23 protein-coding genes are annotated in these 24,249 nt (G+C 60.2%); 5 read left to right on the top strand and 18 right to left on the bottom strand.

The window, feature by feature from the left end:
• Window positions 1–77 precede the first annotated feature (77 nt).
• Together RO009_13240 and glsA are read right to left on the bottom strand one after the other, a co-directional pair.
• On the bottom strand, window positions 78–1,715 hold the full coding sequence (locus tag RO009_13240; GenBank protein ID MDT3685992.1) for an MFS transporter: 1,638 nt from the start codon (window positions 1,713–1,715) through the stop codon (window positions 78–80).
• Window positions 1,716–1,779: 64 nt separating this feature from the next.
• Window positions 1,780–2,778: a glutaminase A gene (glsA, locus tag RO009_13235; GenBank protein MDT3685991.1), complete on the bottom strand. Its 999-nt coding sequence runs from the start codon at window positions 2,776–2,778 to the stop codon at window positions 1,780–1,782.
• Window positions 2,779–3,360: 582 nt separating this feature from the next.
• On the opposite strand from glsA, the gene RO009_13230 reads away from it, so the two are divergent.
• Complete coding sequence (locus RO009_13230) at window positions 3,361–4,803, top strand: GntP family permease (GenBank protein MDT3685990.1); 1,443 nt, start codon at window positions 3,361–3,363, stop codon at window positions 4,801–4,803.
• Window positions 4,804–4,830: 27 nt separating this feature from the next.
• Here the strand turns inward: RO009_13230 and RO009_13225 are convergent, their stop codons facing one another.
• Complete coding sequence (locus tag RO009_13225; GenBank protein ID MDT3685989.1) at window positions 4,831–5,118, bottom strand: hypothetical protein; 288 nt, start codon at window positions 5,116–5,118, stop codon at window positions 4,831–4,833.
• A 243-nt stretch (window positions 5,119–5,361) separates the two neighbouring features.
• On the opposite strand from RO009_13225, the gene RO009_13220 reads away from it, so the two are divergent.
• Window positions 5,362–6,408, top strand: a complete 1,047-nt coding sequence (locus RO009_13220; protein MDT3685988.1) for an AI-2E family transporter — start codon at window positions 5,362–5,364, stop codon at window positions 6,406–6,408.
• Here the strand turns inward: RO009_13220 and RO009_13215 are convergent.
• Together RO009_13215 and RO009_13210 are read right to left on the bottom strand one after the other, a co-directional pair.
• Window positions 6,405–8,153 carry a metallophosphoesterase gene (locus tag RO009_13215; GenBank protein ID MDT3685987.1) on the bottom strand — a complete coding sequence of 583 codons (1,749 nt, stop codon included), beginning with the start codon at window positions 8,151–8,153 and terminating at the stop codon, window positions 6,405–6,407. The two genes, RO009_13220 and RO009_13215, sit on opposite strands and share 4 nt — an antisense overlap.
• A 63-nt stretch (window positions 8,154–8,216) precedes the next feature.
• The gene (locus RO009_13210; GenBank protein ID MDT3685986.1) at window positions 8,217–8,555 is read right to left on the bottom strand and encodes a glycine zipper domain-containing protein; all 339 of its coding nucleotides are present in this window, start codon (window positions 8,553–8,555) and stop codon (window positions 8,217–8,219) included.
• Window positions 8,556–8,675: 120 nt separating this feature from the next.
• On the opposite strand from RO009_13210, the gene RO009_13205 reads away from it, so the two are divergent.
• Window positions 8,676–9,320: a DUF4344 domain-containing metallopeptidase gene (locus tag RO009_13205; protein MDT3685985.1), complete on the top strand. Its 645-nt coding sequence runs from the start codon at window positions 8,676–8,678 to the stop codon at window positions 9,318–9,320.
• Window positions 9,321–9,351: 31 nt separating this feature from the next.
• Here the strand turns inward: RO009_13205 and RO009_13200 are convergent, their stop codons facing one another.
• The 9 genes from RO009_13200 to RO009_13160 all read right to left on the bottom strand — a co-directional run bounded on the left by RO009_13200 (window position 9,352) and on the right by RO009_13160 (window position 18,360).
• Entirely contained in the window at window positions 9,352–10,137 is a 786-nt protein-coding gene (locus RO009_13200) for an orotate phosphoribosyltransferase (GenBank protein MDT3685984.1), read from the bottom strand.
• Window positions 10,138–10,243: 106 nt separating this feature from the next.
• The gene (gene pyrC / locus RO009_13195) at window positions 10,244–11,278 is read right to left on the bottom strand and encodes a dihydroorotase (protein MDT3685983.1); all 1,035 of its coding nucleotides are present in this window, start codon (window positions 11,276–11,278) and stop codon (window positions 10,244–10,246) included.
• Window positions 11,279–12,565: a Zn-dependent hydrolase gene (locus RO009_13190; GenBank protein ID MDT3685982.1), complete on the bottom strand. Its 1,287-nt coding sequence runs from the start codon at window positions 12,563–12,565 to the stop codon at window positions 11,279–11,281.
• Window positions 12,562–13,500, bottom strand: a complete 939-nt coding sequence (locus RO009_13185; protein ID MDT3685981.1) for a dihydroorotate dehydrogenase — start codon at window positions 13,498–13,500, stop codon at window positions 12,562–12,564. Before RO009_13185 ends, RO009_13190 begins: the two co-directional genes overlap by 4 nt.
• Complete coding sequence (locus RO009_13180) at window positions 13,494–14,339, bottom strand: dihydroorotate dehydrogenase electron transfer subunit (protein MDT3685980.1); 846 nt, start codon at window positions 14,337–14,339, stop codon at window positions 13,494–13,496. Before RO009_13180 ends, RO009_13185 begins: the two co-directional genes overlap by 7 nt.
• 16 nt (window positions 14,340–14,355) lie before the next feature.
• Window positions 14,356–15,636 (bottom strand): TRAP transporter large permease, encoded by a 1,281-nt coding sequence (locus tag RO009_13175; protein MDT3685979.1) that lies wholly within the window; start codon window positions 15,634–15,636, stop codon window positions 14,356–14,358.
• A 13-nt stretch (window positions 15,637–15,649) separates the two neighbouring features.
• A complete protein-coding gene (locus RO009_13170; protein MDT3685978.1) occupies window positions 15,650–16,171 on the bottom strand; it encodes a TRAP transporter small permease subunit in 522 nt (173 codons plus the stop codon).
• 83 nt (window positions 16,172–16,254) lie between these two features.
• Window positions 16,255–17,286 carry a TRAP transporter substrate-binding protein gene (locus RO009_13165; GenBank protein MDT3685977.1) on the bottom strand — a complete coding sequence of 344 codons (1,032 nt, stop codon included), beginning with the start codon at window positions 17,284–17,286 and terminating at the stop codon, window positions 16,255–16,257.
• 189 nt (window positions 17,287–17,475) lie between these two features.
• Complete coding sequence (locus tag RO009_13160; protein MDT3685976.1) at window positions 17,476–18,360, bottom strand: helix-turn-helix transcriptional regulator; 885 nt, start codon at window positions 18,358–18,360, stop codon at window positions 17,476–17,478.
• A 110-nt stretch (window positions 18,361–18,470) separates the two neighbouring features.
• Between RO009_13160 and RO009_13155 the strand changes: the two genes are divergently transcribed.
• Entirely contained in the window at window positions 18,471–18,773 is a 303-nt protein-coding gene (locus RO009_13155; protein MDT3685975.1) for a hypothetical protein, read from the top strand.
• A gap of 45 nt (window positions 18,774–18,818) precedes the next feature.
• Complete coding sequence (locus RO009_13150; GenBank protein MDT3685974.1) at window positions 18,819–19,166, top strand: hypothetical protein; 348 nt, start codon at window positions 18,819–18,821, stop codon at window positions 19,164–19,166.
• A gap of 192 nt (window positions 19,167–19,358) precedes the next feature.
• Here the strand turns inward: RO009_13150 and RO009_13145 are convergent, their stop codons facing one another.
• The 4 genes from RO009_13145 to RO009_13130 are packed head-to-tail and all read right to left on the bottom strand — an operon-like array spanning window position 19,359 to window position 24,143.
• The gene (locus RO009_13145) at window positions 19,359–20,201 is read right to left on the bottom strand and encodes a 4Fe-4S dicluster domain-containing protein (GenBank protein MDT3685973.1); all 843 of its coding nucleotides are present in this window, start codon (window positions 20,199–20,201) and stop codon (window positions 19,359–19,361) included.
• Window positions 20,202–20,258: 57 nt separating this feature from the next.
• On the bottom strand, window positions 20,259–20,603 hold the full coding sequence (locus RO009_13140; GenBank protein ID MDT3685972.1) for an AraC family ligand binding domain-containing protein: 345 nt from the start codon (window positions 20,601–20,603) through the stop codon (window positions 20,259–20,261).
• 28 nt (window positions 20,604–20,631) lie between these two features.
• The gene (locus RO009_13135; GenBank protein MDT3685971.1) at window positions 20,632–21,045 is read right to left on the bottom strand and encodes a cupin domain-containing protein; all 414 of its coding nucleotides are present in this window, start codon (window positions 21,043–21,045) and stop codon (window positions 20,632–20,634) included.
• Between the two features lie 53 nt (window positions 21,046–21,098).
• Complete coding sequence (locus RO009_13130) at window positions 21,099–24,143, bottom strand: molybdopterin-dependent oxidoreductase (GenBank protein ID MDT3685970.1); 3,045 nt, start codon at window positions 24,141–24,143, stop codon at window positions 21,099–21,101.
• Window positions 24,144–24,249: the final 106 nt, after the last annotated feature.

Raw genomic sequence — 24,249 nt, 5'->3', positions numbered from 1 at the left:
ATCCCATCCAGCGTCTGTGCGCAGGCAAAGTGTGGCCCGCTTTCATGCCCATCATCGAGCGCGACCTCGTTCCTCCCCTATTTTCGGGCTGGCGGCGGATTGGCCGGTATCTCTCCCGGGATGTAGTTCGGCAGTTGGCTGGCCGGAAAAATTGCAAGCATTGACAGACCCGCCAGGATGAGAAGCGCGATCTTCAGCGCCAACAGACGCGATTCCGTGTTGACGCGCACGGCTTCGGCGACCTGGGCCGGAGAGGCCGTGGTGCCGGCCAGCACGGTCTGCAAGCGGTCATTGCTGACGAAGTTGATGTTGTCGAGATCCACCTGCGCCTGCAGTTCGGGCGTCAGCTTCGGGGCGGCCGCAATGTTGCCGAGCATGATCGTGGTCAGCAACCCGACAGCCAGCGCACCGGCCACGGCCGTTCCAACAGCTGCGGCGAGATTTTGCGTCGTGCCGCGCAGCGAACCGACATCGCCGGCAAGCTCCTTGGGCGAAGCGGTGACCAGCACGTTGAACAGCAATGTCACCAATGCGCCTTGCCCGATGCCAAACGTAACGAGGCCCAACAGGACGGGCACCTCGCTCCAGTCATTGCGCACGACAAAGGCGATCCACAAGAGTCCCAAGGTGCAGAGAATGAACCCATAGCGGCCGATCTGCCGCGGCGTCAGATTCGAATAGACTCTGACAACCAACATCGCTGTGAAGAACACCGTGAGGTTGAACGGCATCATGGCCACTGCCGTAGCAATCGGCGAGCGCCCCTGCACGATCTGGATGTAGAGCGGCACGGTGAAATTAAGCGCTGCCTCCAATGCCACGACAACAAACAGCGCATACACTGCTGCCCGCTCTTTTGGTGAATCGATTACATCGAGTGCCAGGAGCGGCGTCTTCCCTGCTTCCTGACGGCGGTGTGTCCACATCAGGGACGCCTGACCGACCACGATGCCGACCACGATAAAGATCGGCGCTGGAGACAACCCAAGCAGGTTGAACGGCGCATTGTCCGTGGCAACTCCGAGCCCCCACCGATTCAGGTTATTGAAACCGAAGCTGATGAGGACGATGGCGGACGCCGCCAGAAGCACACCGACCATGTCGATCTGTACATCCGGCCTGCCGTCGACCTTCTTGAGACGGAAGCTGAGGAGGAAAACAATAGCCGAAACGGCAATCAAAATGCCAAAGGCCGGACGCCAGCCGATGAATGTGCCCAGCACGCCGCCGATCACGAAAGCCAGCACTCCGGCGCCGGCGCGCGCGGAACCCAGCGCACCCACCGCCGTTGCCTGCTGACGCCCGTGGTAGTTTTCGGCGATGAGCGCCACCAAGGCCGGCACGATGACGGAAGCGGCCGCGCCGATGATGGCTTGCGCCGTGATCATCAGCGTTGCGGTTGGACTGACGGTCATCAACGCCTGGCCGATGCCGAACACAACGACAGCCGCGCGGAACACGAGCGCGGCCCCAAAACGCTGGACCAGCTTTGCACCGAGCATGACGAAGCCGGCAACGAGCATGGAATAGGCCACGATGCCGGTGGCGACGGTGGTCGGCGGAACGTTGAAGCTCTTCACCATGCCACTCAATGCCACTGGCAGCGAGGCGACGTTGAAGGACATGATCATCTGGCCGAGCGCGATGGCGATCATCGGCACCCAGGAGTCGCGTGCTTCACTATGTGGCTGCGCGGTTGCCGATATTGTCGTCATGGCCGTTCCTTCCCTGTTTGGCCGACGTCATGCCACGTTGAGGCCGCGGCAATGCGCTGTGAATTCATTCCTCAGGTTGCGAGACGAACAAATCCATTCCCAGCCGTTGCGACAGATATTTCGCGACAAGCTGGCCCTTCACGCTGTTGCCGGCTGCATCGAGCGGCGGCGCAAAGGTGCCAACGCCGCCCTTGCCAGGGGAGACAGTGACAATGCCGCCACCGATGCCACTCTTGCCGGGCAGGCCGATGTCGTAGAGCCAGTCGCCGGAGGTTTCGTAGAGGCCCGCCGTCGTCATCACCGCCAGCGCGTAGTGGCAGACCATTGGGTCCACTACGCGCTCTTTTGTCACCGGATTGACGCCGCCATCGGCGAGCGTCGCGCCCATGACCGCGAGGTCCCTGGCGCTGACATTCAGCGAGCATTGCCGCGTGTAAAGATCCACCGCCTCCATCGGCTCGCAGTAGATTCTGCCGACGCTCTGCAGGAACTGCGCGATGCTGCGGTTGCGGAAATTGGTTTCCAGCGCGGACTGGAGAACCTCCTCGTTCATCGGCAGCTTGCGGCCGGCAAATTGCGACAGGCCGTCATGGATGAATTTCCATTTCTCGGCATGCGTCGCGCCCGGGACCAGACTGGTGGTGGCGATGGCTCCGGCATTCACCATTGGGTTGGTGCGGCCGTCCAGGGCGCGCTCAATGCCCGCAACCGAATTGAAGGCAAAGCCGGTGGCATTGGCGCCGAGCTGCTCACGCGCCTTCTCGGGGCCGATCAGCTCGCAGATCAGCGCGAACAGGAACGGCTTTGACACGCTCATGATCGAAAATTCGTAATCGATATCGCCGGCGGCGTAGACCCGGCCGCTGGTGCCGACGACGCAAATGCCGAACAGATTGCTCGGCACTCTGGCAAGCGCAGGATAGACCTGCGAATTCTGTCCATCGCTGTTGGATTTGAAGCGCGCATAGGCCTCATCCAGCAGCTTCTGGACCTCTTCAACCGGCGGCAGGTGCCCGGTCGAAACATAGGGGCGATCCCTGGGAGGCAAGTCGAGCCTGTTCATCGGCGAGCCTTCCTTTCCGAGAGAATTCTACAGCGGCCGCTTAAGAAGCGGCCCAGCATTCGTTAGAATTCGCGATGAGCTCGTCGACGATTCCATTCACTTGAAATCGAATGGTATTGTCGTCGTCGGTGCGGACAGCCAGCGCGCAGACCAAAAAAATCGACAATCCGCAAACAACTCAGCGAAACCAACTCGGTCCAAGCAATCATCTTCGACGCTCCGCCTCTGTTGCACAAAGCAACGCCGGTACCGTCGCAACAAAATTTGAGTTCCAATTAGCTGCCGGAACGAAAAGGCTGTCAAGAAGGATTCTCAGTCTCAAGTACATCAACGCATGCATGCCCGCGGCGAGTGCATGAAAGGCGACCCGAAAGGGAACGCGGCAGAGGTGTTTAGTAACCGCGCGGGAGGCGCAATGAAGCATCGCATTTACAAAAAATAGCGCTTGTTCCGAGACACTTTGAATATACCGTTGTGCGTTGCACAGTACGGTCGATGAGCCTCACGCTAGCTTTTAACGTGGCGCTCGATTGAATGTTTTTATTGAAAGTTCTTTTTCATCTTGAAAAGAGATCGGCGAACATGGATCTCATTGGCATTCTGTTCGGCCTGACGTTGCTGATTTGGCTTGCCTTTCGCGGATGGAGCGTTCTGATTTTGGCGCCTATTGCGGCGCTGTTGGCCGCAGGGATTTCCGGCGCGCCGCTGCTTGCGAACTGGACGCAAACCTTCATGTCCGGCGCGTCCGGTTTCGTTGCACAGTTTTTGCCATTGTTTCTGCTTGGCGCAATTTTCGGCAAGCTGATGGACGATAGCGGCTCAATCCGGGCAATCGCCGATTCCATACGGACCAATTTCGGACCGGCACATGCCACCCTCGCGGTTGTCATCGTTGGGGCGCTTGTCACCTATGGCGGTGTCAACCTGTTCGTCGCATTGTTCGTTATTGTGCCCATGGCGCAAGGCCTGTATGAGGCCGCGAATATTCCGCGCCGGCTGATGCCGGCCGCTGTCGGTCTGGGCACCTTCACCTTCACGATGTCGGCGTTGCCCGGTTCGCCCGCATTGCAGAACGCAATTCCGATGCCGCATTTTGGTACTACGCTGTTTGCCGCGCCCGGGCTCGGGCTCATCGCCGCTGCAGTCATGCTGGGCTTCGGACTGTGGTGGCTGGGCCGCGCGGAGGCTGCCGCCAAGCGCAAAGGCGAAACCTTCACTTCTGCCGCCCAACCTTTGTGCGCGGTCAGTGTGTTGCGCGAACAGACGATGACGTCATTCGAGTTCGACGTCGCCGAAATTGATCACGGCCACCGCAGCATGGACGCGCCGTCGGTAGGTGTCGCCGCATTACCTCTCGCCGTTGTCCTATGCGTCAATATTGTCGTGTCAATCCTAGTGCTGCCGCGGCTCGATGCGTCCTTTCTTGCAGAAGAACGTTGGGGCGCAACGTCCCTCGCCGCTGTCGGCGGCGTATGGTCTGTGCTCATCGCACTCGCTGCGGGCATCGTGATCTTGATCGCGCTCAATTGGCAGCGCCTCACCGCGCTGCGGGAAACAATCGATGCCGGCGCCAATGCGTCCGTTGTGCCGCTCATCAGCGTCGCAAGCCTGGTCGGTTTCGGCTCGGTGGTGGCCGGGCTTCCGGCCTTTGAAACGGTACGCGATTGGGTGATGTCGATCGAAGGAGGGCCGCTCATTTCTCTTGCCGTATCAGTCAATCTGCTGGCCGCCCTCACCGGCTCCGCGTCCGGCGGCATGGCCATCGCGCTCGATGCTTTGGGAGAAACCTATTTGCAACTTGCGGCTCGGCACGGGATTGACCCGGCCCTGATGCATCGCGTGGCGGTAATGGCCTCGGGCACGCTGGATGCGCTTCCCCATAACGGGGCGATTGTGACGCTTTTGAGCGTCTGCGGCACGACGCACCGCGACAGTTATGGTCCGATCGTCATGACGGTGATCGTCGGACCTGTGCTGGCGCTGATCGCGGTGATCGCACTCGGCGCAATGTTTGGCAGCTTCTGAATGACGGCTGCAACGGAATCCGGTCTCTTACCAGTAACGCCAACCGCATACCCGACGGCCGCGGCGCCACCAGCAAACCCAACGACGACGGTGCCAGCGACGACGACGTGGCCCGACGATCACGACCTGCGCCTTCTCCGCCGGCTCGCCGCCCCTCAGCGCATTGATCTTGTCCATGGTGAGCGGCGCAGCTTCAGCGACATTCTGCGGTGCAAGACTCAATCCGATTCCTGCGATGGCGGTGACGCCGGCCGCCGTAACAATTGCGCCGGGCAGGACATCTCTGAGCAGGCTTCGACGATCAATGGCAGCCATTGTCTCGCTCCCTGTTTTCTGCACGCCTGAACTCTAGGTCCCTCCTGAGCAACTGCATAGCCAGACATTTGCAACGCATTTCACGAAGCGGTGAGCCAAGCTTGAGCGAACCGGGCTGCAACGAAAATACCTTCCTGCAATTCAATGAGCTTATGTCGTAACGCTCACTTGCGATTCACTTGCGGCTCGCGCCATTATGCCTCGCTTTCGATCCTCCGCGACGTACCAAGTATTTGGAGCCGCATGACAAAAGATCGTTGGGTCCGCGTGATGATCGGAATCCTTGCGATCATCACGGTTTTCGCAGCCCTCAGCGTCGCCAGCTCCGTCTTCGCGCCCGTGGCGTGCGCGATTTTCATTATTGCCATCGTCTGGCCGATGCAGCGCCGCCTGCAATCGCATCTTCCGCAATTGCTGGCGCTGGCCATCGTTATCGCGGTGACGGTGACCGTGTTCGTGGTTTTTGCCTCGCTGGTCAGTTGGGGCTTCGGCCGGATCGGCCGGACGGTGGTCGCCGAAGCCGGGCGCTTTCAAAGTCTCTACGGGCAGATGACGGCGTGGCTTGAAGCGCATGGCATCGTCATCGCCGGGATGTGGGCGGAGCATTTTGACATGCGCTGGCTGATCCGCACCATGCAGGGCATTACGGCGCGGCTGAACACCACTGTCACATTCTGGCTGGTGGTGATTGTCTATGTCATCCTTGGTCTGCTCGAAGTGGATGACGTGCGGCGGAAGCTGGAAGCCATGCATGACCGCATGCCCGCGCGCATTCTCCTCGACGGCAGCGCAACCATAGCCGCCAAATTTCGCCGCTACATGCTGATCCGGACGATCATGAGCCTGGCGACCGGCACGATGGTCTGGGCGCTGGCGGCTTTGTCGGGCCTGCAGCTCGCCGCCGAATGGGGCGTCATCGCCTTCACGCTAAACTATATTCCGTTCATCGGCCCCTTCATCGCTACCGTGTTTCCGACCCTGTATGCACTTGCGCAGTTTGAATCCTGGCAGGCGGCCTTTGTCGTCTTCGCCTGCCTGAACGTCATCCAGTTCGTCATCGGCAGCTATATAGAACCGCGCGTCGCCGGCAACGCGCTCGCCATGTCGCCCTTCCTGGTCCTGTTCTCAGTCTTCTTCTGGACCTATCTCTGGGGCTTCTTCGGTGCTTTCATTGGCGTGCCGATCGCGATTGCGGTACTGACATTCTGTGCGCTGCATCCGTCAACCCGCTGGCTGGCCGATCTGCTAGGGGCGCCCGGCAAAAAGCCGGAGGTGGAGAAAAAGGCCTAGTCGGCAGTTCCATCAGAGCCCGCAATTTCGATCTGTTCAGGCGCAAGCAGCAAAAGCCTGCCCCGCGGATCACTCGCGAGCGTGTGGATATAGAAACAGGTCGGCATGTCATCGGTTGCTTCCATCACCGGGGACGGCGCCGAAACGATCCGAACGCCGCCGCAATCACCAACCCAATCGATGTGACGATGCCCGTGCATGACGACGATGCGGTCGCCGCCCAGGGCCTGCAATTGCCGTACAAACCAGCTTCCGTTGATCAGCGCTGTCCCGATCCGCTCCGAAAAAGCTTTGGCGGGCTTCGGATATTCGACGAGGTGGTGATGCCACGCGACGATCCAGAGACCACGCGGGAATTGCCGGGCCATCGCGGTGACAGCCTTGGCCTGTGCCGCCGAGATGAGCCCGAGCGCGTTGGTGAAGGAAAAATGCGCCTCCGCATTGGAATTGAGCAGGAGGACGCCCAGCCCATCCTCGGTATCCGGCGGCAGCAACATCGGAAAAATATCGCTCCATACCTGCTCCAGGCGGAAGGACTGGCGAAGCGTGCCTGTATCGGCAAATTCCGCGATATCAGACCGGTGCGGCGCCAGCGCTTCGGCGAGCGTGCCGCCCTGCCTCTGGGTCGCGGGATCGATGACACGCATCCTTTCGCCTTGCAATGCAGCCATCGCCGACAGAGCGCGCATCTGCCGAAGACGCTTTCCGGGGCTGGTCGGAAGGTCGAGCCGCGCCGGATTGGTACGATCCACGACATTAAGATCGTGATTACCCGGCAGTATCAGCGATCGCGCTCGCAATTGCGGATGTTTATCGAGCGCCGCGAAGAATTCCGCCCATTCTGCGGACCGGCCGGCATCGGTGATGTCGCCGGTGATGAGGATCAAATCGAACGGTTGTTGCGCGTGAATGTCCGCAAGCCGGGCCAGCACCCGCTGCAGCCGTTCATTGCCACGCGCGCCGGACCGGCCGCTTTCGATGCGACAGCCGAAGCGTTCGCCGACGACATGCAGATCGGAAAGATGGACAATGCGCCACGATCGGCCGGCCGGTTGCGGCTGGTCAAAGGCCGCGAGATCGCGCGGCTGCTCCATGGTTGCGTCGGCAAAGCCCCAGACCAGCGACACTGCCGCCAGATAGCTACCAATAAATACGACGCTATTCGCAAGCGCAGGAACAATGAGTCGCAGCGGCGAGACGAGATCCGCGACATCACCCAGCCAGCGCGACGTCGGCCAGGCAAGCGATACAAATCCCAAGGCGACCACACACAGGATCAGACCTGACCCGGCCGCTGCCGCCGAGCGCAGGCGCCCGCGCAACCCGGCATCGGCGCCTGGAATCAACAGCTCGCCGAGGTGCCGCAGGCTCTCTCGGCAGAACGCATAGCCCGGCTGCACCGCAAGTGAATTCAACGACCAGAATCCGCGCTCGGCCGCACGAAATAACGGCCGTCCACCCAGCCAGCCGATGGCAGCGATCACGATGAGTACAAGGAGTGGCCAGATTCCACTGAACGGAGACGCCATCTGCCGGGACAGCGCCGCCAGCCAGCCTGTCGCCATCAGCGGCGCAAGCCCGAGCAGCACGCCTGGAAAAATGATCAGCAACAGCCATGCCAGCACCAGTTTGGGCAGGCTGATCTCCGCCAGCAGGCTGCCGGCGATAGCGAGAACCGAGCGCCGCTTGGTGCTCAATGCATCGTCTTCGACGTCTCCGCGGCGCGGATCAATCAGCGGAGACATCGGCTGCTTCTCCGACATCGCCAATCTTTCTTATGCGGCGCGAAGACGCGCGCCTGTCGCAACCTAGCGGCAATAACGATGTGAAACCGGATGGAATTCACCATTGCGGAAGCGAACCCAGCAGCGGCCATTGTACAAGTAGTAATTGCCACGGCGGCGCTCCATCTGCCCGCCGATCAGCGCCCCCGCACCGATACCGATGGCCGCCCCGACCGCTGCGCCGCGCCCGCCGCGGGTTGCGCCACCAATATGTTCAATCCTCCACTCAACTCTGCATATCCATTCTATGGGCCTTGCGTGGCCTTGCAATGCAGATTGGCGAAGCGCGTTCGCGCCGCAAGGCTGCCATTCGGAATACAGGCAAATGTATGATATTGTTGCGTCGTGCAAATGCTGGAGCATTCATGCCGACCCGGAAGCAGATAATTGCTGGAGCGCTTGCGTGTCTTGCTTTGCTCTGCATCGCGCATCCCGCGTCAGTGCAGGACGCGCCGCCAGCGAAAGGGCGCGTCCTGAAAACCCATCAGCTGGGCCAATGCGACCTTCTGGGGTGACGACATCATCGTCTGCTACGAATATTTCGAGTTCATCATGAAATTTGCGCCGACCGAGGAGCGCCACGGTTTGACGCCGCGCGACGCGCTGATCGGTCCGACCGTCGATGTGTTTCTGCACGAAGTCGGGCACGCGGTGCTGCAAATCCTGGAGATTCCATTCTTTGGCGGCGAAGAGGATGTTGCCGATTATTTTGCGACCTACGTCATGCTGAAATTCAACAAGGAGGATGCGCGGCGGCTGATTCTCGGCGCCTCCTTCATCAGCGGCGGCGAGGCGCTGAAAATCCAGAACGAGGCGCCGGAATTGCGGCTCTTGGCAGCGTCGCATTCCCTGCCGGCGCAACGCCATTTCAACAGGTGGTGCCTCGCTTATGGCTTCGATCCCGTGCTGTTTGCGGACGCCGTCAGCCGCAACATGATGCCGCGCAGCCGCTCGGCCAATTGCCGCTACGAATATCTCACCAATGAGCGCGCCTTCAACGCGCTGATCATGCCCTATATCGATCAGACGCTGATGAGAAAGGTGCTGGCAAAAAAATGGTTCGAGTTCGAATCCGACGCGGCAAATGTGATGTATGGCGCGACTGCGCAGCCGGAGAGCAAGCAATAGCGTAATGGATTTGGCCGACGCCGATCAGACGTTACGCGACGTGCGGGATCGGCGAGGACTTGCCGGTCTGGGGCCCGTTTGCAGGGATGCCGACGGCACTCGATCCGGGCGGGACCGTGAGCGGCGCGAACTCGGCAATTCCTCCATGCGCCGCCGACCATTTCGCCGGCTCATGCAGGAAATTCTCCACTTCACGCAGCACGCCGGCGTCGAAATGCCCGCTGCGCTTGGCGACCTCAAGTACGTCCCACCAGGTCGCGAGATAATGCAGCGTGACGTTGAGATCTTTCAGGTTCTCACGGCTCATAGGGAAAATATCGTAGTAGAATACGACGAAGCAGTGGTCGACCTTAGCCCCAGCCTTGCGCAGCGCGTTGCAGAAATTGATCTTGGAGCGGCCGTCGGTCGCGAGATCCTCGACCAGGAGCGTACGGGCGCCGGTCAGCACCTCGCCCTCGATCTGCGCGTTGCGCCCGAAGCCTTTCGCCTGCTTGCGGATATATTGCATCGGCAGCATCAGGCGGTCGGCGATCCAGGCCGCGAAGGGAATGCCAGCCGTCTCGCCGCCGGCGATATAGTCGATCGACTCGTAACCCACTTCGGTGAGGATATTGCTTGCGGCGAAATCGATCAGTGCGGAGCGCAGCCTGGGATAGGAAATGATCTTGCGGCAATCGACGTAAACCGGGCTCGCCCAACCGGAGGTGAAAACGAACGGCGAATCCGCATTGAAGTGGATCGCCTGAATTTCGAGCATCATCTTCGCTGTCTGATGCGCGATTACCGTCTTGTCCGTAGGGGGCGAGAAGGTATTCATCGAGTGGGCACTCCTGTGTCGTCTCACGGAGGCCGCGCGTAGCAAATCGCCGTCGGTTTTCCCCCGACGGCGGCCATAAGGCTTACGCGACCGAACCCTTATCCTCTCAGACCGCCGACCAGTCAACCTGCCCGCCGCCGAATAAACAGATCAATTCGCCCTCCTCCGACACCGCGAATTTTTTCGGCACGTCGGCGGATTTGCGGACGAAAGTGACCCTCTTTTCGTTCGGCGGCAGCCCGTAGAAAGCCGGGCCATGCAGCGAGGCGAAACCCTCGAACCGGTCGAGAGCGTTTTCTTCAGAGAAAACATGCAGATAGGCCTCGATCGCGACCGGCGCGCTGAACACGCCGGCGCAACCGCAATCGGCCTCCTTCAGATGGCGCAGATGCGGGGCGGTGTCGGTTCCGAGGAAGAAACAGGTCTCGCCTCCGGTCGCCGCCCCGCGCAGAGCGCGGCGATGTTCCTCGCGCTTGAGGATCGGCAGGCAATACATGTGCGGTCGCAAGCCGCCCTGGAACAGCGCGTTGCGATTGAACAGCAAATGCTGTGGCGTGATTGTGGCACCCATACGCGCCTTGTTCCGGCGGACGATTTCGGCACCCTGCGAGGTCGTGATGTGCTCCATCACGACCTTCAGGCCAGGGAATTTTTCCAGCACCGGTTCCAGCACCCGCTCGATAAACACTTTCTCGCGGTCGAACACATCGATCGCGGCGTCAGTCACTTCGCCATGCGTCAGCAACGGAATGCCATGCTCCTCCATTGCTCCGAGCACACGATGGATTTTCGTGATGTCGGTGACCCCGTGCTGGGAATTGGTCGTCGCATGCGCGGGATAAAGCTTCGCCGCTGTGAAAATTCCTTCACGGTGCCCGGTGACAAGATCGACCGGGTCGGTGCTGTCGGTGAGATAGCAAGTCATCAGCGGCGTGAAATCGACGCCCGGCGGCACCGCCGCCTTGATCTCGTTCCGATACGCCGCCGCCATCTTTGCTGTCGTCACCGGCGGCACGAGATTCGGCATCACAATGGCGCGGCCAAACTGGCGGGCGGTGAACGGGACCACCGTTTTCAGCATCGCGCCGGAGCGGAAATGTACGTGCCAGTCGTCAGGCCGGCGGATGGTGATCTGGTCCATTCAGAGCGTCTCCGAAACGGCAGTGTAGAGGATATCGACGCTCTTGAGGAAGTCGTCGATATCCATCGCCTCATTCGGATTGTGCGATCCGTTGGCGTTGCGGATGAAGATCATGCCGGAGGGCACGCCGCCATTCGCAAAAACCTGTGCGTCATGCCCAGCTCCGCTTGCGATCAGCTCAGTTGGCAGGCCGAGCTTTTCCGAGGCTTTGCTCAGCGCCTTCACGATCGCCGGATCCATCGTCGCCGGCTCGGTATAGATGCGGTCGTCGAACTCGAACCTCACGCGTCTTTGGTCCGAAACTGCGCGGCACTCCGACCGGAACAGCTCGTAGAACGCCTCGAGCGTATCGTGGCTCTGGCTGCGCACCTCGAAGCTAAAATTCACTTCGCCCGGAATCCGGCTCATGGCGTGTTCGTTCGGATTGGTGCCTACAATCCCGACCGTGATGACAAGGTCAAGTCCACGCTCGAGGAGCCGCATCCAGTGCTCGTCAAGCCGCGCGATCAGGTCGGAGGCCGCAAACACCGCGTCGCGCCGCAGCCAGCGCGGCACCGCGCCCGAATGACCTGCCTCACCAATGCAGGTTATCTTGCGATGCCTGATATTCCCGCGGATGCCGGTCACGATCGCGGTCGGCAGTTCGCGCGCGATCATCACCGGCCCCTGCTCGATATGCACCTCGAGATAGGCGCGTGCGACCGCAGAATCGAACAGCCGCTCACCGGCCTCGATCGGATCGACGTTGATGCCCGCGCTCGTCATCGCTTCGCGCAAGGTCTTACCGTTGCCGCGCGCCTTAGTGTCGAGGTCTTTCGTCGTCAACAGGCCGAACAAAGCGCGCGAGCCGATATTCGCCCGTGCATAGAAGGCGCTCTCCTCCCCGCGCAAGATGATGACACGGACGGGATCGTCGCCGCGGGCATTCTCGCGCCGCCGGCGAATCATACACAGAAGTCCGGCGATCACTCCTGCCGCACCGTCGAAATTGCCGCCCTGCGGGACGGAATCGATGTGCGAGCCGACATAGATGGCAGGCCTGCTCTGGTCGTCGGCGGGATCAGAGATGATCAGGCTGCCCGCGGCATCAACCTCTGTGGTCAGCCCTTCGGCTTCCGCCGCCTTTTTCATCAATTCGATCGCGCGAATTTCCCCCTCGGCAAAGCATTCGCGCGTGATGCCGACGCCGTCATGGCTGATGCGCACCAGTTCGTCGAACAAATATTCGGCGTGATCGCGCAGAGCCATATTGCCGAGATTGGGAGAAGCGACAGCGGCGACGGTCACGGCACAGCCTCCAGATCGTCGACCGCCATTTCGGCATCGCCAACGGCACCGATCAAATCGGAAACGCGAGCGATCCCCTTGCGTTGGCAGAACGCCGTCAAACCGTCGATCACGTCGGTCATCGCGGAGGGACGCAGGAACGTGGCGGTGCCGACCTGCACTGCGGTCGCACCGGCCAACATGTATTCGACGGCGTCTGCCGCGGTCGAAATGCCCCCGCAACCGATGACGGGGATGCGCACGGCCTTCGCGCATTGATAGGTCATGCGCACGACGATCGGCTTGATTGCGGGCCCCGACATCCCGCCCATAATGTTGCCGAGTCGCGGCTTGAAGGTCTCGATGTCGATCGACATGGCGAGGATGGTGTTCGCGACGACGAGCGCATCGGCGCCGGCGTTTTCCGCTGCGCGCGCCACCGCGGCGACGTCGCTCGTGTTGGGGGTCAGCTTCACCCACAAGGGCAGACGCGTGGCCTTGCGCAGCTTGCGCACAGCCATATCGGTCGAGCGCGGATTCATTGCGAACGCCTTGCCGTCTTCCTCGATGTTCGGACAGGAGATGTTCGCCTCGATTGCGGCGACACCCGGCAGCTCGAAGCGCGCTGCAAGTTCGGCAAAGGCGTCGGCCGAGGGCGCGGAAATACTCACTACCAGCGGGCTCTTGAACTTGCGGTAGAAGGGCAGCGATTTCTGCACGAAATAATCAACGCCGCTGCTCGGAATGCCGATGGAATTGAGCATTGCCTGGTCGAGCTCGGCGACGCGGGGAGTCGGATTGCCGCCGCGCAATTCGGCGGTGATGGTCTTGGTCACCAGCGCGCCCAGCCTGTCGAATGGCACGATCTGCGCGAGACCGTCGGCGAACGTGCCCGACGCCGGCATCACCGGGTTGCCGAGCGTGAGCGAACCGATCGTGACGCGAAGGTCTACCATGACATCGCCTCGTCAAGACGGAACACCGGCCCGTCCCAGCAGACCCGGCGGCTCACGACCTCATTGCCGGAGCGGAAATTGCGGACGCAGCAGAAGCACATGCCGATGCCGCAAGCCATCTGCTGCTCCAGCGCGACCTCCCCCGGAATACCGAGTTCTCGGCCGAGCCGCTGCATCAGAAGCATCAGGCGGTTGGAGCCGCAGGTGTAGAACGCGTCCGCGTTCCCCTCGTCTGCGATCTGGCGCAGCAACCGTTCGACATTCTTCACATCGCTCGAGCCGTCGCTGTCCAGCACGGTCTCGATACGGGCACCTGTTTTCGCGAAGCGCTCGACCGACATGACCTGGGCGGGGCCGCGGGCGCTGAAAATTGCGGTCACGCCGACTCCATCGGCCGCCGCCATCTCGGCCAGCGGCGCCAGCGTCGCAAGGCCCACACCGCGGCCGAGCACGACGATGTTCTTCCAGTTCTCATCAAGCGTGAAGCCGACGCCTAGCGGCCCAAGCATGCGCAACGTGTCACCGGGGCGGAGCGTCGCCAGGCCGCGCGTGCCAGCACCCGTCACCTTGTAGAGGAACTCGACTTGCCCTTTCCGCGGATCGGCCTTGTAGACGCTCATCGGGCGCCGGAAGAACGGGTGATCTGCTCCCACCTGCGGGCATTCCAGATGGAAAAACTGTCCGGCCCGAGCCTGCGGTGCCGGCTCCGGCGCGTCGAGGATGAGATGCTTGTATTCGCTATTGGCCCATTCATGTGCCGTCACGCTGGCAACGACATCGTCGGCCGTCCGCTGCAAAGCGGATGGTACGTGACTTCGGGTATCCAATAACGCTTCCACGATACACTCACCTTCGTCAGCGGATAACGGCCAGAATGCCCGTCGAGATCTGCGGCACATAGGTGATGAGCAACAGCACAAGAATATTCGTGAGAATGAACGGCCAAATGCCGCTAATGATCAGTTCGACCGGTCGACGAAGCGTTGAGGACGCGACAAACAGATCGAGCCCGAATGGCGGCGTAATCATTCCGATGCAGATATTCAAGCATACGACGATGCCGAAATGTACCGGGTCGATGCCGAGCGCGGTCGCCACCGGGAAAAATGTCGGCACCAAGACCAGCAGGATCGAGTTCGGATCGATGAACATACCGGCGATCAGCAGCACGACATTGACGATCAGGAAGAAGACGATCCAGTTCACGTTCCACGCGGCAAACAATTGCGTGAAGAAACTCGGCACCTGTGCCAGCGTGATCAGGAAGGACAGCATCGACCCCATCGCCAGCAAAATGAAAATGACAACGACGGTGATCGCCGAGCTTTCGGCAATTTCCCCAAGAACCTTAAGGCCGAACGAGCGGTAGATGACCATTTCAACAAGGAGCGCGTAGACCACGGCGACGGCAGCCGCTTCCGTTGCCGTGAAAATGCCGCCATAGATGCCGCCGAGGATGATCACCGGCATGCCGAGTGCCACCAGCCCGTCGCGCAGCGCAAGCAGGCGTTCGCTGCGCGACGCACGCGGAAACGAGCCGGCGCCGGTGCGCCATGTCACGATCTGCACATAAATCATGAAGGCTGCGCCGAGCACGATGCCGACAATGAGACCCGCAGCGAACAGGTCGGCGATCGATGTTCCGGTAAGCCAACCGTAAATGATGAGCGTAATGCTCGGCGGAATGAGCAACGCGCATTCGGCGCTGGAGGCGATCAGCCCGAGCGAGAATTTTTCCGGATAACGCGCCTTGAGTAGTTCGGGGTGCAAGAGCCGGCCAAGAGCCGCGACCGTGGCGGGTGCCGAACCGCAAATCGCGCCGAACCCCATGCAGGAAACCACCGTCGTGTGGCCGATGCCGCCGCGGATATGGCCGAGATTGGTCTTGACCAGATCGGTCAGGCGTTTGGCAATGGTGCCGCGCGCCATGATGTCGGCGGCGAAAATGAAGAACGGGATCGCCAGCAGCGTGGACACGTTCACGCCGCCAAGAAGTTTCTGCGCCAGCGCTATCGGCGGGATGGTCGGAAACAGGAAATACCAGGCGAGAAGGCTCGGGATGCCCATGACGAGGAACATCTCGAAACCGAGTGCCAAGAGGACGGCCGCCAGGACACAGAGCAGGATAACGGTCATCGCGCGGCGCCCATCAATGATCCGCAATCACGTCGCGGATGAGGAACCGGCTCTGGAGGCCGACGAGCTCCAGCAGATAGCGCAGCGACAGAAGTGCAAACCCGATCGGCAGCGGCGCATAGAGCCACAGCATGGTGGTGCCCAGCGTCGGGCTGATCTGGCCGCTGTTGAAGATAAAGACAGCCAGATCGAAGCTGAACTTGGTGAAGATCAGGCAAAAGGCGAGTCCGGCAAGATTAATTGCAACCCCTACGACACGTGCTGCAGGCGCCGACATCTTGTCCAGGAGCGCTGTCATCGCGATATGCCGCCGCCGCTCCAACGCGAGTCCAAGACCGACGAATACGAGCCATGCCAGTCCGAACAAGGTGGCCTCGTCAATCCAAGCGAGCTCAGTGGCAAGCCTCGGGCTGAAGAACCGCACGGCGATGTTCACGAAATACAGGAGTGACATCGCGATCAAAACAATCGCGATGAATGTCCTTTCAATGACGCGAATCGCATTCATCGCGCGGACAAGCATGGCAATCCTCATTGAGGTGTCTTAACGGACAGCCACACCGTTGGCCGCCGAAACGATATGGCGCGCCGGACACCCGGCCGGCGCGCCTATTTTCGTCAGGCGCCGAGCTTCTTTAGCTCCGATCTGTAGAGATCGATCGCCTTCTGGCCTTCGGCACCAGCGCGCGCGATATAGGCCGCTTCCGCCTTCGGCACCATCGCGGACTGCCAGGCTTTGCGGTCAGCGTCGCTGAGTTTGCTGATCTCCGTCTTGCCCGCAGCCTTGATGATCTCAAGCGCCTTTACCTGCGCCTCCGCCTTCATCTTCTCCACTTCAGGGCGGATTTCGACAAAGGTGTCGGTGATAATCTTGCGATGACCTTCGGGCAGGCTCTTCCACCAGGTCGGATTAAACAGCACCACGTCCTCCATCGCGCCGTGCTCGGAGACAACAAGGTGCTTCTGGACTTCGTGGAATTTCATGGTGGAGATCGTGTCGAGCGGATTCTCCTCGCCGTCGACAACGCCGGTCTGCAACGCCGTGTAAAGCTCACCGAACGGGATCGCTATGGCGCTCGCGCCGACCGCGCTGAACTGCTCGATCAGGATACGCGAATCCATGACGCGGAACTTCTGCCCGGTGAAGGCCTGCGGCGAGTTGATCGGCTTGTTGGAGGTCAGGCTCTTGCGGCCGTTCGACCACAGAGCAATCGCCACGAGCCCCCGGCTCGTGAACGAGTCGAGGACATACTGCCCGAACGGCCCCGTGCGCAGCGCGTTCGCCTTGGCCGGGTCGTTCGGCAGCAGGAACGGGATGTCGAACACCGACACCACGGGATTGAATCCGCCGAGGAAGGCAGCCGGCATGACGTTGCATTCGAGCGAGCCGAACTGCGTGCCCTCAATCATCTGGCGCGCGTTGCCGAGCTGAGACGCCGGAAACAGCTTGAATTCGACCTCACCCTTGGTGCGGTCCTTGACCAGGGCCGCCACCTTTTCCAGGCCCCGGTGACGCGGCTGGGTCGGGGCTTCGAGGTGCCCGATCTTGGCGGTATATTTCGCCGACTGGGCCCATGACACGCTTGAGTTGGATGCGGCGGCGGCAAGCGCCCCGCCGGTGATTTTCAGAAAGTGACGCCGTGAAGCCATAGCCTATCTCCCTGCACACGCCGGACTGTCTCAAAATTTAGATTGCGCCAGAAAACCTGTCAATCGCGGTATTTGCCTAATCGGCGGCATCCGATCGCGCCGGCGGGGCGACCAATCCGTATCCGCCTCTCTGAATTTCCTGTCATTTCGGGCGCACGGAACCCGCAGGCGGACCTGCCTGCGACACAATCAACGCGGCGTTTTATCGAGCAGTGATTGCAGGATGCGTGCGCCGGCCTCGCCCTTATGCGCGACATCCCACAATCCGGTGATCGTGTTCTTGAAAAGACGCACGGCTTCCGGTGCGGAGGTCGCCATCGCGATGCCGGACGATATGTTTGGCTGATCGCCGAGCCGGTAGGGGCTCAGCGTGACCGCCGGCGCCTCATCGATCTCGAACACCTGGAAGGTTTGGGTCGGCGGCATGTCGACGACGACGCCGACCTGCACACCGATCGGCGCATTCTGCATCAAATGAATGAATCGCTCGATCTCCTCGCGTGCGGCACGCCGCCGCTCTGCTGCGACCGCGGGCGGAAGGTCAAAACGTCCGATCAGGCCGAGCCTGAGGAAGCGTTCCACGTCGCGCGAGCCGACGATGCTGACCACCGGCGTGCGGCGCTTCTTTGCCGCCGCGCGGCGCTCGCGCAGGATCCCGAGAAGCTTTTCGATATGGCCATCCGGCCCGCCCGCACGTGGGTCTATGTCGCGCAGCGACTCGTTGAGCATGACCCGCAGGTGATCGATATAATGGTCCGACAGCAGGAGAAACGAGATCGGCGAGAAATTGCCTAGTACATAGGTCGCGCTCTCCTCAAGCTGCCGCATACGCTCGAAGAAAGCGATAGCGTTGTTGTAATACTCGACCTCAACCCCCATCAGCGAGGGCAGCGAGACATCGAGCAATTCGGAGAGCTTTTCGATGGTCTCGATCTTGACCAGTTCGCCCTTTTCCAACCGGTAGACCGCCGCGCGCGAGACACCAATGCGTTTGGCGATTTCGTTGGCGGTCAATCCCTTTCCTAGCCGATAGGCGCGGAGTCGCTGCCCGATTTCGTGGAATTTGCTCGCCATGATGAAACGATCTTGCGGTTCGTCTCATTTTTGATACAGTCCGGCGAAGGAAATTTCCATCTTTTTTGAATGCCTTCAGGACGTTATTTCCACCGACTGTGAGAGCGACCATGGACGAGCTGCTGCATTGGCTGAAGCAACAAAATAGCGGGATCCGCACATTCAGCGGCTATCAGCAGCGCACCCTTGCCCTTGGCGAAGCCGATCAGGCCAATGCCGCGCATTATGCCCTCCTGAGCACACTCGCGGGTCACTTCGTCTCTTCCTACAATGGAGCGCCACTGCCGGCCGACGTTGCCGCGCGCGCCTATTCGCAGCTTGTTGCCTATACCGAGGAAGCGCAGAAATCGATCGCCGGCCCGGCATCGGACAAGCTCGCCTTTCTCAACACGATCGCCGCCGCCGAACTCTGACAAGCCGGATATCCAATCGCATATCGACCGGATCTTCGGGCACCGATGTCCATTTCCGGCAAGGCCGAAATTCCGCAGGAGGAAGAATTGAAAGAATTGCACACCTGGCTGTCGACCCAGCATAACGGCCTGAAGACCTATAACGCGTTCCAAAGCAAGGTCTTGCAGCTTGCAAAGGAGCAGCAGCAGAACGCCGCTCTGCTGCATCTGCTGGCGATGCTCGCCGAACGCTTCGTCTCCTCCTATGATGAAGCTCCGTTGCCGGTCGAGGTTGCCGACCGCGCCTTCGCAAAGCTGAAACAGCTCGTGCAAAAAGGCACCGAATGGGAACGCGCGCCCGACGCCAAAAAAATCGCACTGCTTAACGAGATTGCACGCACCGAGCTTGGGTGAGCGGCGGATGGTGTGACCCTCCGTCGGATGGCGATCCGTTGGAGGCTCGAACCGAAGCTTGCATCGCGTTACAGTAGAAAATCATTCTGATGCAGGCTCGCAGCCGTCACGTTGCTCAACCTAATAGTGTGCTGGTGCCATCCCGTGTGGGAACTTTGGTGATGGCGTCAGTCCCATCCCCGCTGACGCCAGCTACAGACGTATCTCGCCCAGATTAATGCTGGCGCCGAGGACAATCTCGACGGTTTTCTTGCCCCCGCCTTTTGCCGTGATCTCCACCAAGTAGGTGCCCGAGTTTTCATCCAACTGATCAAACTTGAAGTCGCCGAAATTATCGGTGGTGGTTTCCGAAATAACCCGGTTGTCTTTCTGCAGCCGCACCGTCGCGCCTTCGACGCAATCCACGACGCCGTCGCCGGTCTTGGTCGAAACGGTGCCCCCGATGAAGCATTTCGAATAGCGCCATAGGTTCTTGTAATATACCCGCGGCTTGGTGCCCAATTCAGGCTGCATCACTTCGAGTTGCTCTTCGCGCTCAAGGCGCTGCATCTCCGCGTCTTCGATATTGACCGCGCGCATGGCACCGGTCGGGCATGATTGGTGGCCGCGGGTCTGCTTCCAACCTTGGTCAATCAGATGGGCGTCGAACGTCCAGATTTGCGGCAGCTTCAGTTCTTCGTTCCACCAGATGTGACCATAGGGGCAGGCATCGACCAGTTGCTTCTGTCCCTTCGCCTTTTCAGGGTCGATCAGCACAATCCCGTCTTCCCGCTTGCGGATCGCACCGGTCTTGTCGGCTTTCATGCAGGGCGCGTCGTCACAATGATTGCACATCGTCGGAACATAGGCGACGTCGATCATCGGCACCTGCCCGCGTTCCTTCTGCAGAATGTTGATCCACTTGTGGCCGTGCTTGGGCATCGCCGCCGAATAGCCGGGGAACTCGTTACCAACATATTCGTCCATCGCCGCGAGCGTGCACAGATTGCAGTTGGTGCACTCAGCAACGTCGATGATCATGTTCCATTTTTTCATCGTCAACTCGCAGCATTCAAGCGCGCCAGAGGCGTTGCGGCTTCGTGATCACCACTGTCACTTCGGGATCTGTGGTACCATTAAATGAAACAACTTCAGCGACGTCCCCGCTGCCGCCTGGAAAGTTGCGGCTTCGGTGGGTCCGAGATAGATGCCGCCGCCCTTCTCGATGTCATAATCCTTGTTGTTGAGCCGGATGCTGCCCTTACCGTCCATCACGTAGATCAACTGGTGCTTGTCGGCGGCATCCGCCGTAAAGCTGTCCGCGCCCTTGAGCCAACGCAGCGAGCCTTGCACATTCTTGGCGCCGCACAGTGCCTCGTTCAGCACTTCGGTGACTTCGCCTTTGCCGGCCATTGCTTCCTTCGGCAGCTTGTTGGTATCGATAAATGTCAGTGACATGGTAATTCCCTCGATGATTCCCTAGGCCTCAGCTCTGCATCCAGACCTTGCCGTCCTTGTGCTCCCAGCGCAGATCGTCTCCCGTGCCCTCAAGAATTGTGGTCTTGAAACGGTTCGGCGCCTGGAACTCGAAATAGAACAGCGGCTCAGTGGCACGCAGGCGATGCTTCTCTTCGGCCGGAATGAAGATCATGTCGCCGGCACCGACTGGACGAACTCCTTCATCCGATTCCACCGTCGCCTTCCCGGTGATGATGAAGTAGAAATGTTCGCAATTCTCATGCAGATGCAGCGGCGAGGCCGCGTCTTTTTTGTAGTGCATGACGCCCGCGAGCATGTCGTCGATCTTGGCGAGGTCCTTGTTGACGAAGAAAATTCGTTCGCGCGCCTTCTTGGCGTCAATCAATGCGGGCAGCTCATCTTCTTTGAAGATATAGGCCATTGGATGCTTCTCCTTTCGTTCGACCGCAACTCCTCGCCGCGACCACAAATGTCTCACTTTGCCGGAACGAGGCTCTCGGCGCGGGCCGATTGGCCTCGTGCGGTCTTTTTCGCCTCGGCAAACGCCTCCGAGATATAATCGGTACTGCCGTCCCACGGCTCGATTTGAACCAGGCCCTGCGCGCCGGCGAGCGAATGCGTGGACTTGGTCTGCGACCGGTGCGGCATCAACAAGTTGACGGCACCGCCGCGATCGACCGACCGGCCTGGCTCGCCCATGGGATCGTACAGCGCCGAGGCCTCGTAGCTGCTGGCGACGCCGCGCGGCAGGCGCTGAGTCGGCACCGCTGCGCAAATCACCGCGCCACGGTCATTATAGACCTTGACCAGATCATGCAGCTTGATTCCGCGCTCTGCCGCGTCCTCCGCGTTCATGCGTACGACCCAATAGTACCAGTCCTTCACCTTCACCCGGTGATCGGGAATGTTCAGCAGGAAGCTGTCCTTGCCGTCCCCCTGGGTGTGAAAGCTGTACTTGCTGTGCGGCGTCAGCAGTTGAATCGGATACTTGCGGAACAGTTCGCCTGATTGCGGGCCCTCCCATGACGGGACGTATTCAACGACCGGCGGCCGCTCGGGATCTTTCGCGCGCTTGAGGCTGTTGCACTCGAACTCGAGCTTGCCCGACTGCGTCTGCAGCCCCTTGAGGAACTCGACTGAATAATCGGACGGCAACGGATGCGGCTCCGGCACGTCCTTCTTACGGCCTTCCCAAAACCAGCGGAACGACACCGGCGTGCGCAGCTTCTCCTTTTCGGTCGGCACGACATAGTAGCCGCGCTTAATGAACTTTTTCCACGAAATCTTCTTCGGCAGGTCCGACGCATCGAACAGGCGCTTTACCCAATCGATCTCATTGACGCCTTCGGAGAAGTAATTGGCAAGCCCAAGCCGTTTGCAGATCTCGTTGAAGATCCAGAAGTCCGATTTGGACTCCCCGAGCGGTGCGATGGCCGGCGCCTGGAAGATAATGACACGATGATTGAGCTGCTGCTGGCCGTGATGGCCATAGCCGCCAAGTCCGGCCCATTCACTGATGTCCACACGCTCGAAATTGGTGCAGGCGGGCAGAATGATGTCCGCGAACTTGGTGTCGCCCTCAAACCAGATCGCCTGGCTGACGATGAATTCCAGATTTGATGACTGGAACATCTTCACGTGACGGTGCGTGTTGTTCATGGTCGAGATTAGCGATCCGCCATACTTGAACAGCATGCGCACCGGCGCGTGCCCTGGCGCCGGGTAGTTGACCTTGCTGAATTGCGCTTCGATCGATTTACCATTCCAAGCGTATCCGCCCTCGGCTTTGCCTTCAAGAATCGCTTCCGGCAGATAGATGCGCGGGATTTTCTGCTGCGGCGTGTTCATGGTCGGCAGCTGCGGCATGCGCTGGAACAGCTCGACGGCCATCGCGGTCTTCTCGATGTCGCCCGACATGCCGCCGTCGGCATATCCCGGGAAGAAGAAGTTGAGATCGACCGGGGCGCCCCATTGCAGATTGCCCATGTTGACGCCGGGCTTGCCCAAACCCTGCATGGCGATCAGGCACACCATGGTGCGCGCCCACTGAATGCCGGTCTGGTTGCGGCAGGCGCCGCCATGACCGTTGCCCCAGCCGCCACAGCCGAGATAGGTTCGCTTGGTTCCCCATTCGCGCGCCAGCGCCCGCACGTCCTTGGCCGGAACGCCGGTTTCCTTCTCCTGCCATTCCGGCGTCTTCGGAATGCCGTCTGTCTCGCCCATGACATAGGCCTTCCAGGCGTCAAAGCCGACGGTGCGCGTGGCGACGTATTCCTTGTCGTAGAGGCCTTCCTTGATCCAGACATAGGCAATGGCCAGAGCCAGCGCCGGCGACGTCGTCGGCTTCGGGCAGATCCATTTTCCCGGCAGGAATTGCGCCGACGAGTTGTAATGAGGGTCGATGTGGACGACCTTGATACCGAGCTTCTTCAACCACTGCCGGCGCACCGTGCCTTCCTGGGCGCCGTAGGAACCGCTGTTGGTTTCCGGATCGGCCGACCAGAACACAACCATTTCGCAGTTTTGTAGAAGATCCTCGACGGTGCCGTAGGTCTCGCTCTGGCCGACACGCATGGTGTAGCCCCAATGATGCGAGGCGCCCCAGTACCAGCCTTCCCAGCTATCGGGATTGTGGTGCACCGGAGTGTGGCCGACGGCGTTGGCAAACCGATACAGCGCGCTGAGATAATAGCCGATGTGACCCCAGGTGTGATGCGAGCCGTGTGAAACGGCCATCGCGCCGGGACCGTGGTCATGCTTCACGCGCTGGATTTCGCCGGCGACGATGTCAAGCGCCTCTTCCCAGCTAACCCGCACGTAACCGGACTTACCGCGGTTTTGCGGATTGCGCGCGCCCTTCGGATCGAAATCGACCCGTTTCATCGGATAAAGCAGGCGATCAGGCGAATAGATCATTGATTTGCTGTTTTGACCGTGCGGCGCCAACGTCGTCTTCCGCGGCGGCGTGAACTCCATGCCACGCGCCGTGATGGTCCAAGGCTGCGTATCATCCTCATCAAAATCGATCGGCGTGGTGCGGATAATCTTGCCGTCCTTGACGTAGACAAAAAGCGGCCCGCCGTTCGCCATGTTGCAATAGCGCATGGTACCGTCGGAAAGCTGGATGCCGAACTTCCAGCCGACGGTCTGCATCATCATCAGAGTCTGCGCGAACCAGTTGGTCAGATCTTCAGGCCCATCGACCGTGAGCATGAAGTCCTTTTGCGCATTGATCTGGTCGAGCCAATTGATCGGCGGCGTCAAAAGGGAGACGCCGAGCGCCGCGGTCTTGAACGACAGCGTTACGTCTGGGGCGGCATGCATGCCTCTTCCCGAACTGACCTTGCCGTCACGAAAGGCGATCCAGCGTCCGATCTCCTCGTCCCGCGCCCTGATTTGCGCCACCAGGTTGCGCTCCTTCAGTAGCGCGGCGAAAACGGGATACTTCCACGCGGTGAATTTGAGCATCACCGACATGCCAAACAGAAGAATCGGGAATTTCAGCTTCGAAAGCATCATGCGCACCTTCTTGGCGCGGTGACGGCGTCATACGTCCTGTCAAGCCGCATCAAATTAGAACGAATTATATCTGCCGACCTGATCAAAAAATGATGCAGATTGCTCG

It is taken from the genome of Pseudorhodoplanes sp. (genome assembly GCA_032027085.1).
GTDB lineage: Bacteria > Pseudomonadota > Alphaproteobacteria > Rhizobiales > Xanthobacteraceae > Pseudorhodoplanes.
Note: the sequence above shows the minus strand (reverse complement) of the source record. Positions and strands in the feature narration are given on the sequence as shown.

Excerpts from the sequence above, each read along its gene's own strand:
- RO009_13240 (MDT3685992.1), bottom strand. The coding sequence starts at position 1,715 with ATGACGACAATATCGGCAACCGCGCAGCCACATAGTGAAGCACGCGAC.
- glsA (MDT3685991.1), bottom strand. The coding sequence starts at position 2,778 with ATGAACAGGCTCGACTTGCCTCCCAGGGATCGCCCCTATGTTTCGACC.
- RO009_13230 (MDT3685990.1), top strand. The coding sequence starts at position 3,361 with ATGGATCTCATTGGCATTCTGTTCGGCCTGACGTTGCTGATTTGGCTT.
- RO009_13225 (MDT3685989.1), bottom strand. The coding sequence starts at position 5,118 with ATGGCTGCCATTGATCGTCGAAGCCTGCTCAGAGATGTCCTGCCCGGC.
- RO009_13220 (MDT3685988.1), top strand. The coding sequence starts at position 5,362 with ATGACAAAAGATCGTTGGGTCCGCGTGATGATCGGAATCCTTGCGATC.
- RO009_13215 (MDT3685987.1), bottom strand. The coding sequence starts at position 8,153 with ATGTCTCCGCTGATTGATCCGCGCCGCGGAGACGTCGAAGACGATGCA.
- RO009_13210 (MDT3685986.1), bottom strand. The coding sequence starts at position 8,555 with ATGCTCCAGCATTTGCACGACGCAACAATATCATACATTTGCCTGTAT.
- RO009_13200 (MDT3685984.1), bottom strand. The coding sequence starts at position 10,137 with ATGAATACCTTCTCGCCCCCTACGGACAAGACGGTAATCGCGCATCAG.
- pyrC (MDT3685983.1), bottom strand. The coding sequence starts at position 11,278 with ATGGACCAGATCACCATCCGCCGGCCTGACGACTGGCACGTACATTTC.
- RO009_13185 (MDT3685981.1), bottom strand. The coding sequence starts at position 13,500 with ATGGTAGACCTTCGCGTCACGATCGGTTCGCTCACGCTCGGCAACCCG.
- RO009_13175 (MDT3685979.1), bottom strand. The coding sequence starts at position 15,636 with ATGACCGTTATCCTGCTCTGTGTCCTGGCGGCCGTCCTCTTGGCACTC.
- RO009_13170 (MDT3685978.1), bottom strand. The coding sequence starts at position 16,171 with ATGAGGATTGCCATGCTTGTCCGCGCGATGAATGCGATTCGCGTCATT.
- RO009_13165 (MDT3685977.1), bottom strand. The coding sequence starts at position 17,286 with ATGGCTTCACGGCGTCACTTTCTGAAAATCACCGGCGGGGCGCTTGCC.
- RO009_13160 (MDT3685976.1), bottom strand. The coding sequence starts at position 18,360 with ATGGCGAGCAAATTCCACGAAATCGGGCAGCGACTCCGCGCCTATCGG.
- RO009_13155 (MDT3685975.1), top strand. The coding sequence starts at position 18,471 with ATGGACGAGCTGCTGCATTGGCTGAAGCAACAAAATAGCGGGATCCGC.
- RO009_13150 (MDT3685974.1), top strand. The coding sequence starts at position 18,819 with ATGTCCATTTCCGGCAAGGCCGAAATTCCGCAGGAGGAAGAATTGAAA.
- RO009_13145 (MDT3685973.1), bottom strand. The coding sequence starts at position 20,201 with ATGAAAAAATGGAACATGATCATCGACGTTGCTGAGTGCACCAACTGC.
- RO009_13140 (MDT3685972.1), bottom strand. The coding sequence starts at position 20,603 with ATGTCACTGACATTTATCGATACCAACAAGCTGCCGAAGGAAGCAATG.
- RO009_13135 (MDT3685971.1), bottom strand. The coding sequence starts at position 21,045 with ATGGCCTATATCTTCAAAGAAGATGAGCTGCCCGCATTGATTGACGCC.
- RO009_13130 (MDT3685970.1), bottom strand. The coding sequence starts at position 24,143 with ATGATGCTTTCGAAGCTGAAATTCCCGATTCTTCTGTTTGGCATGTCG.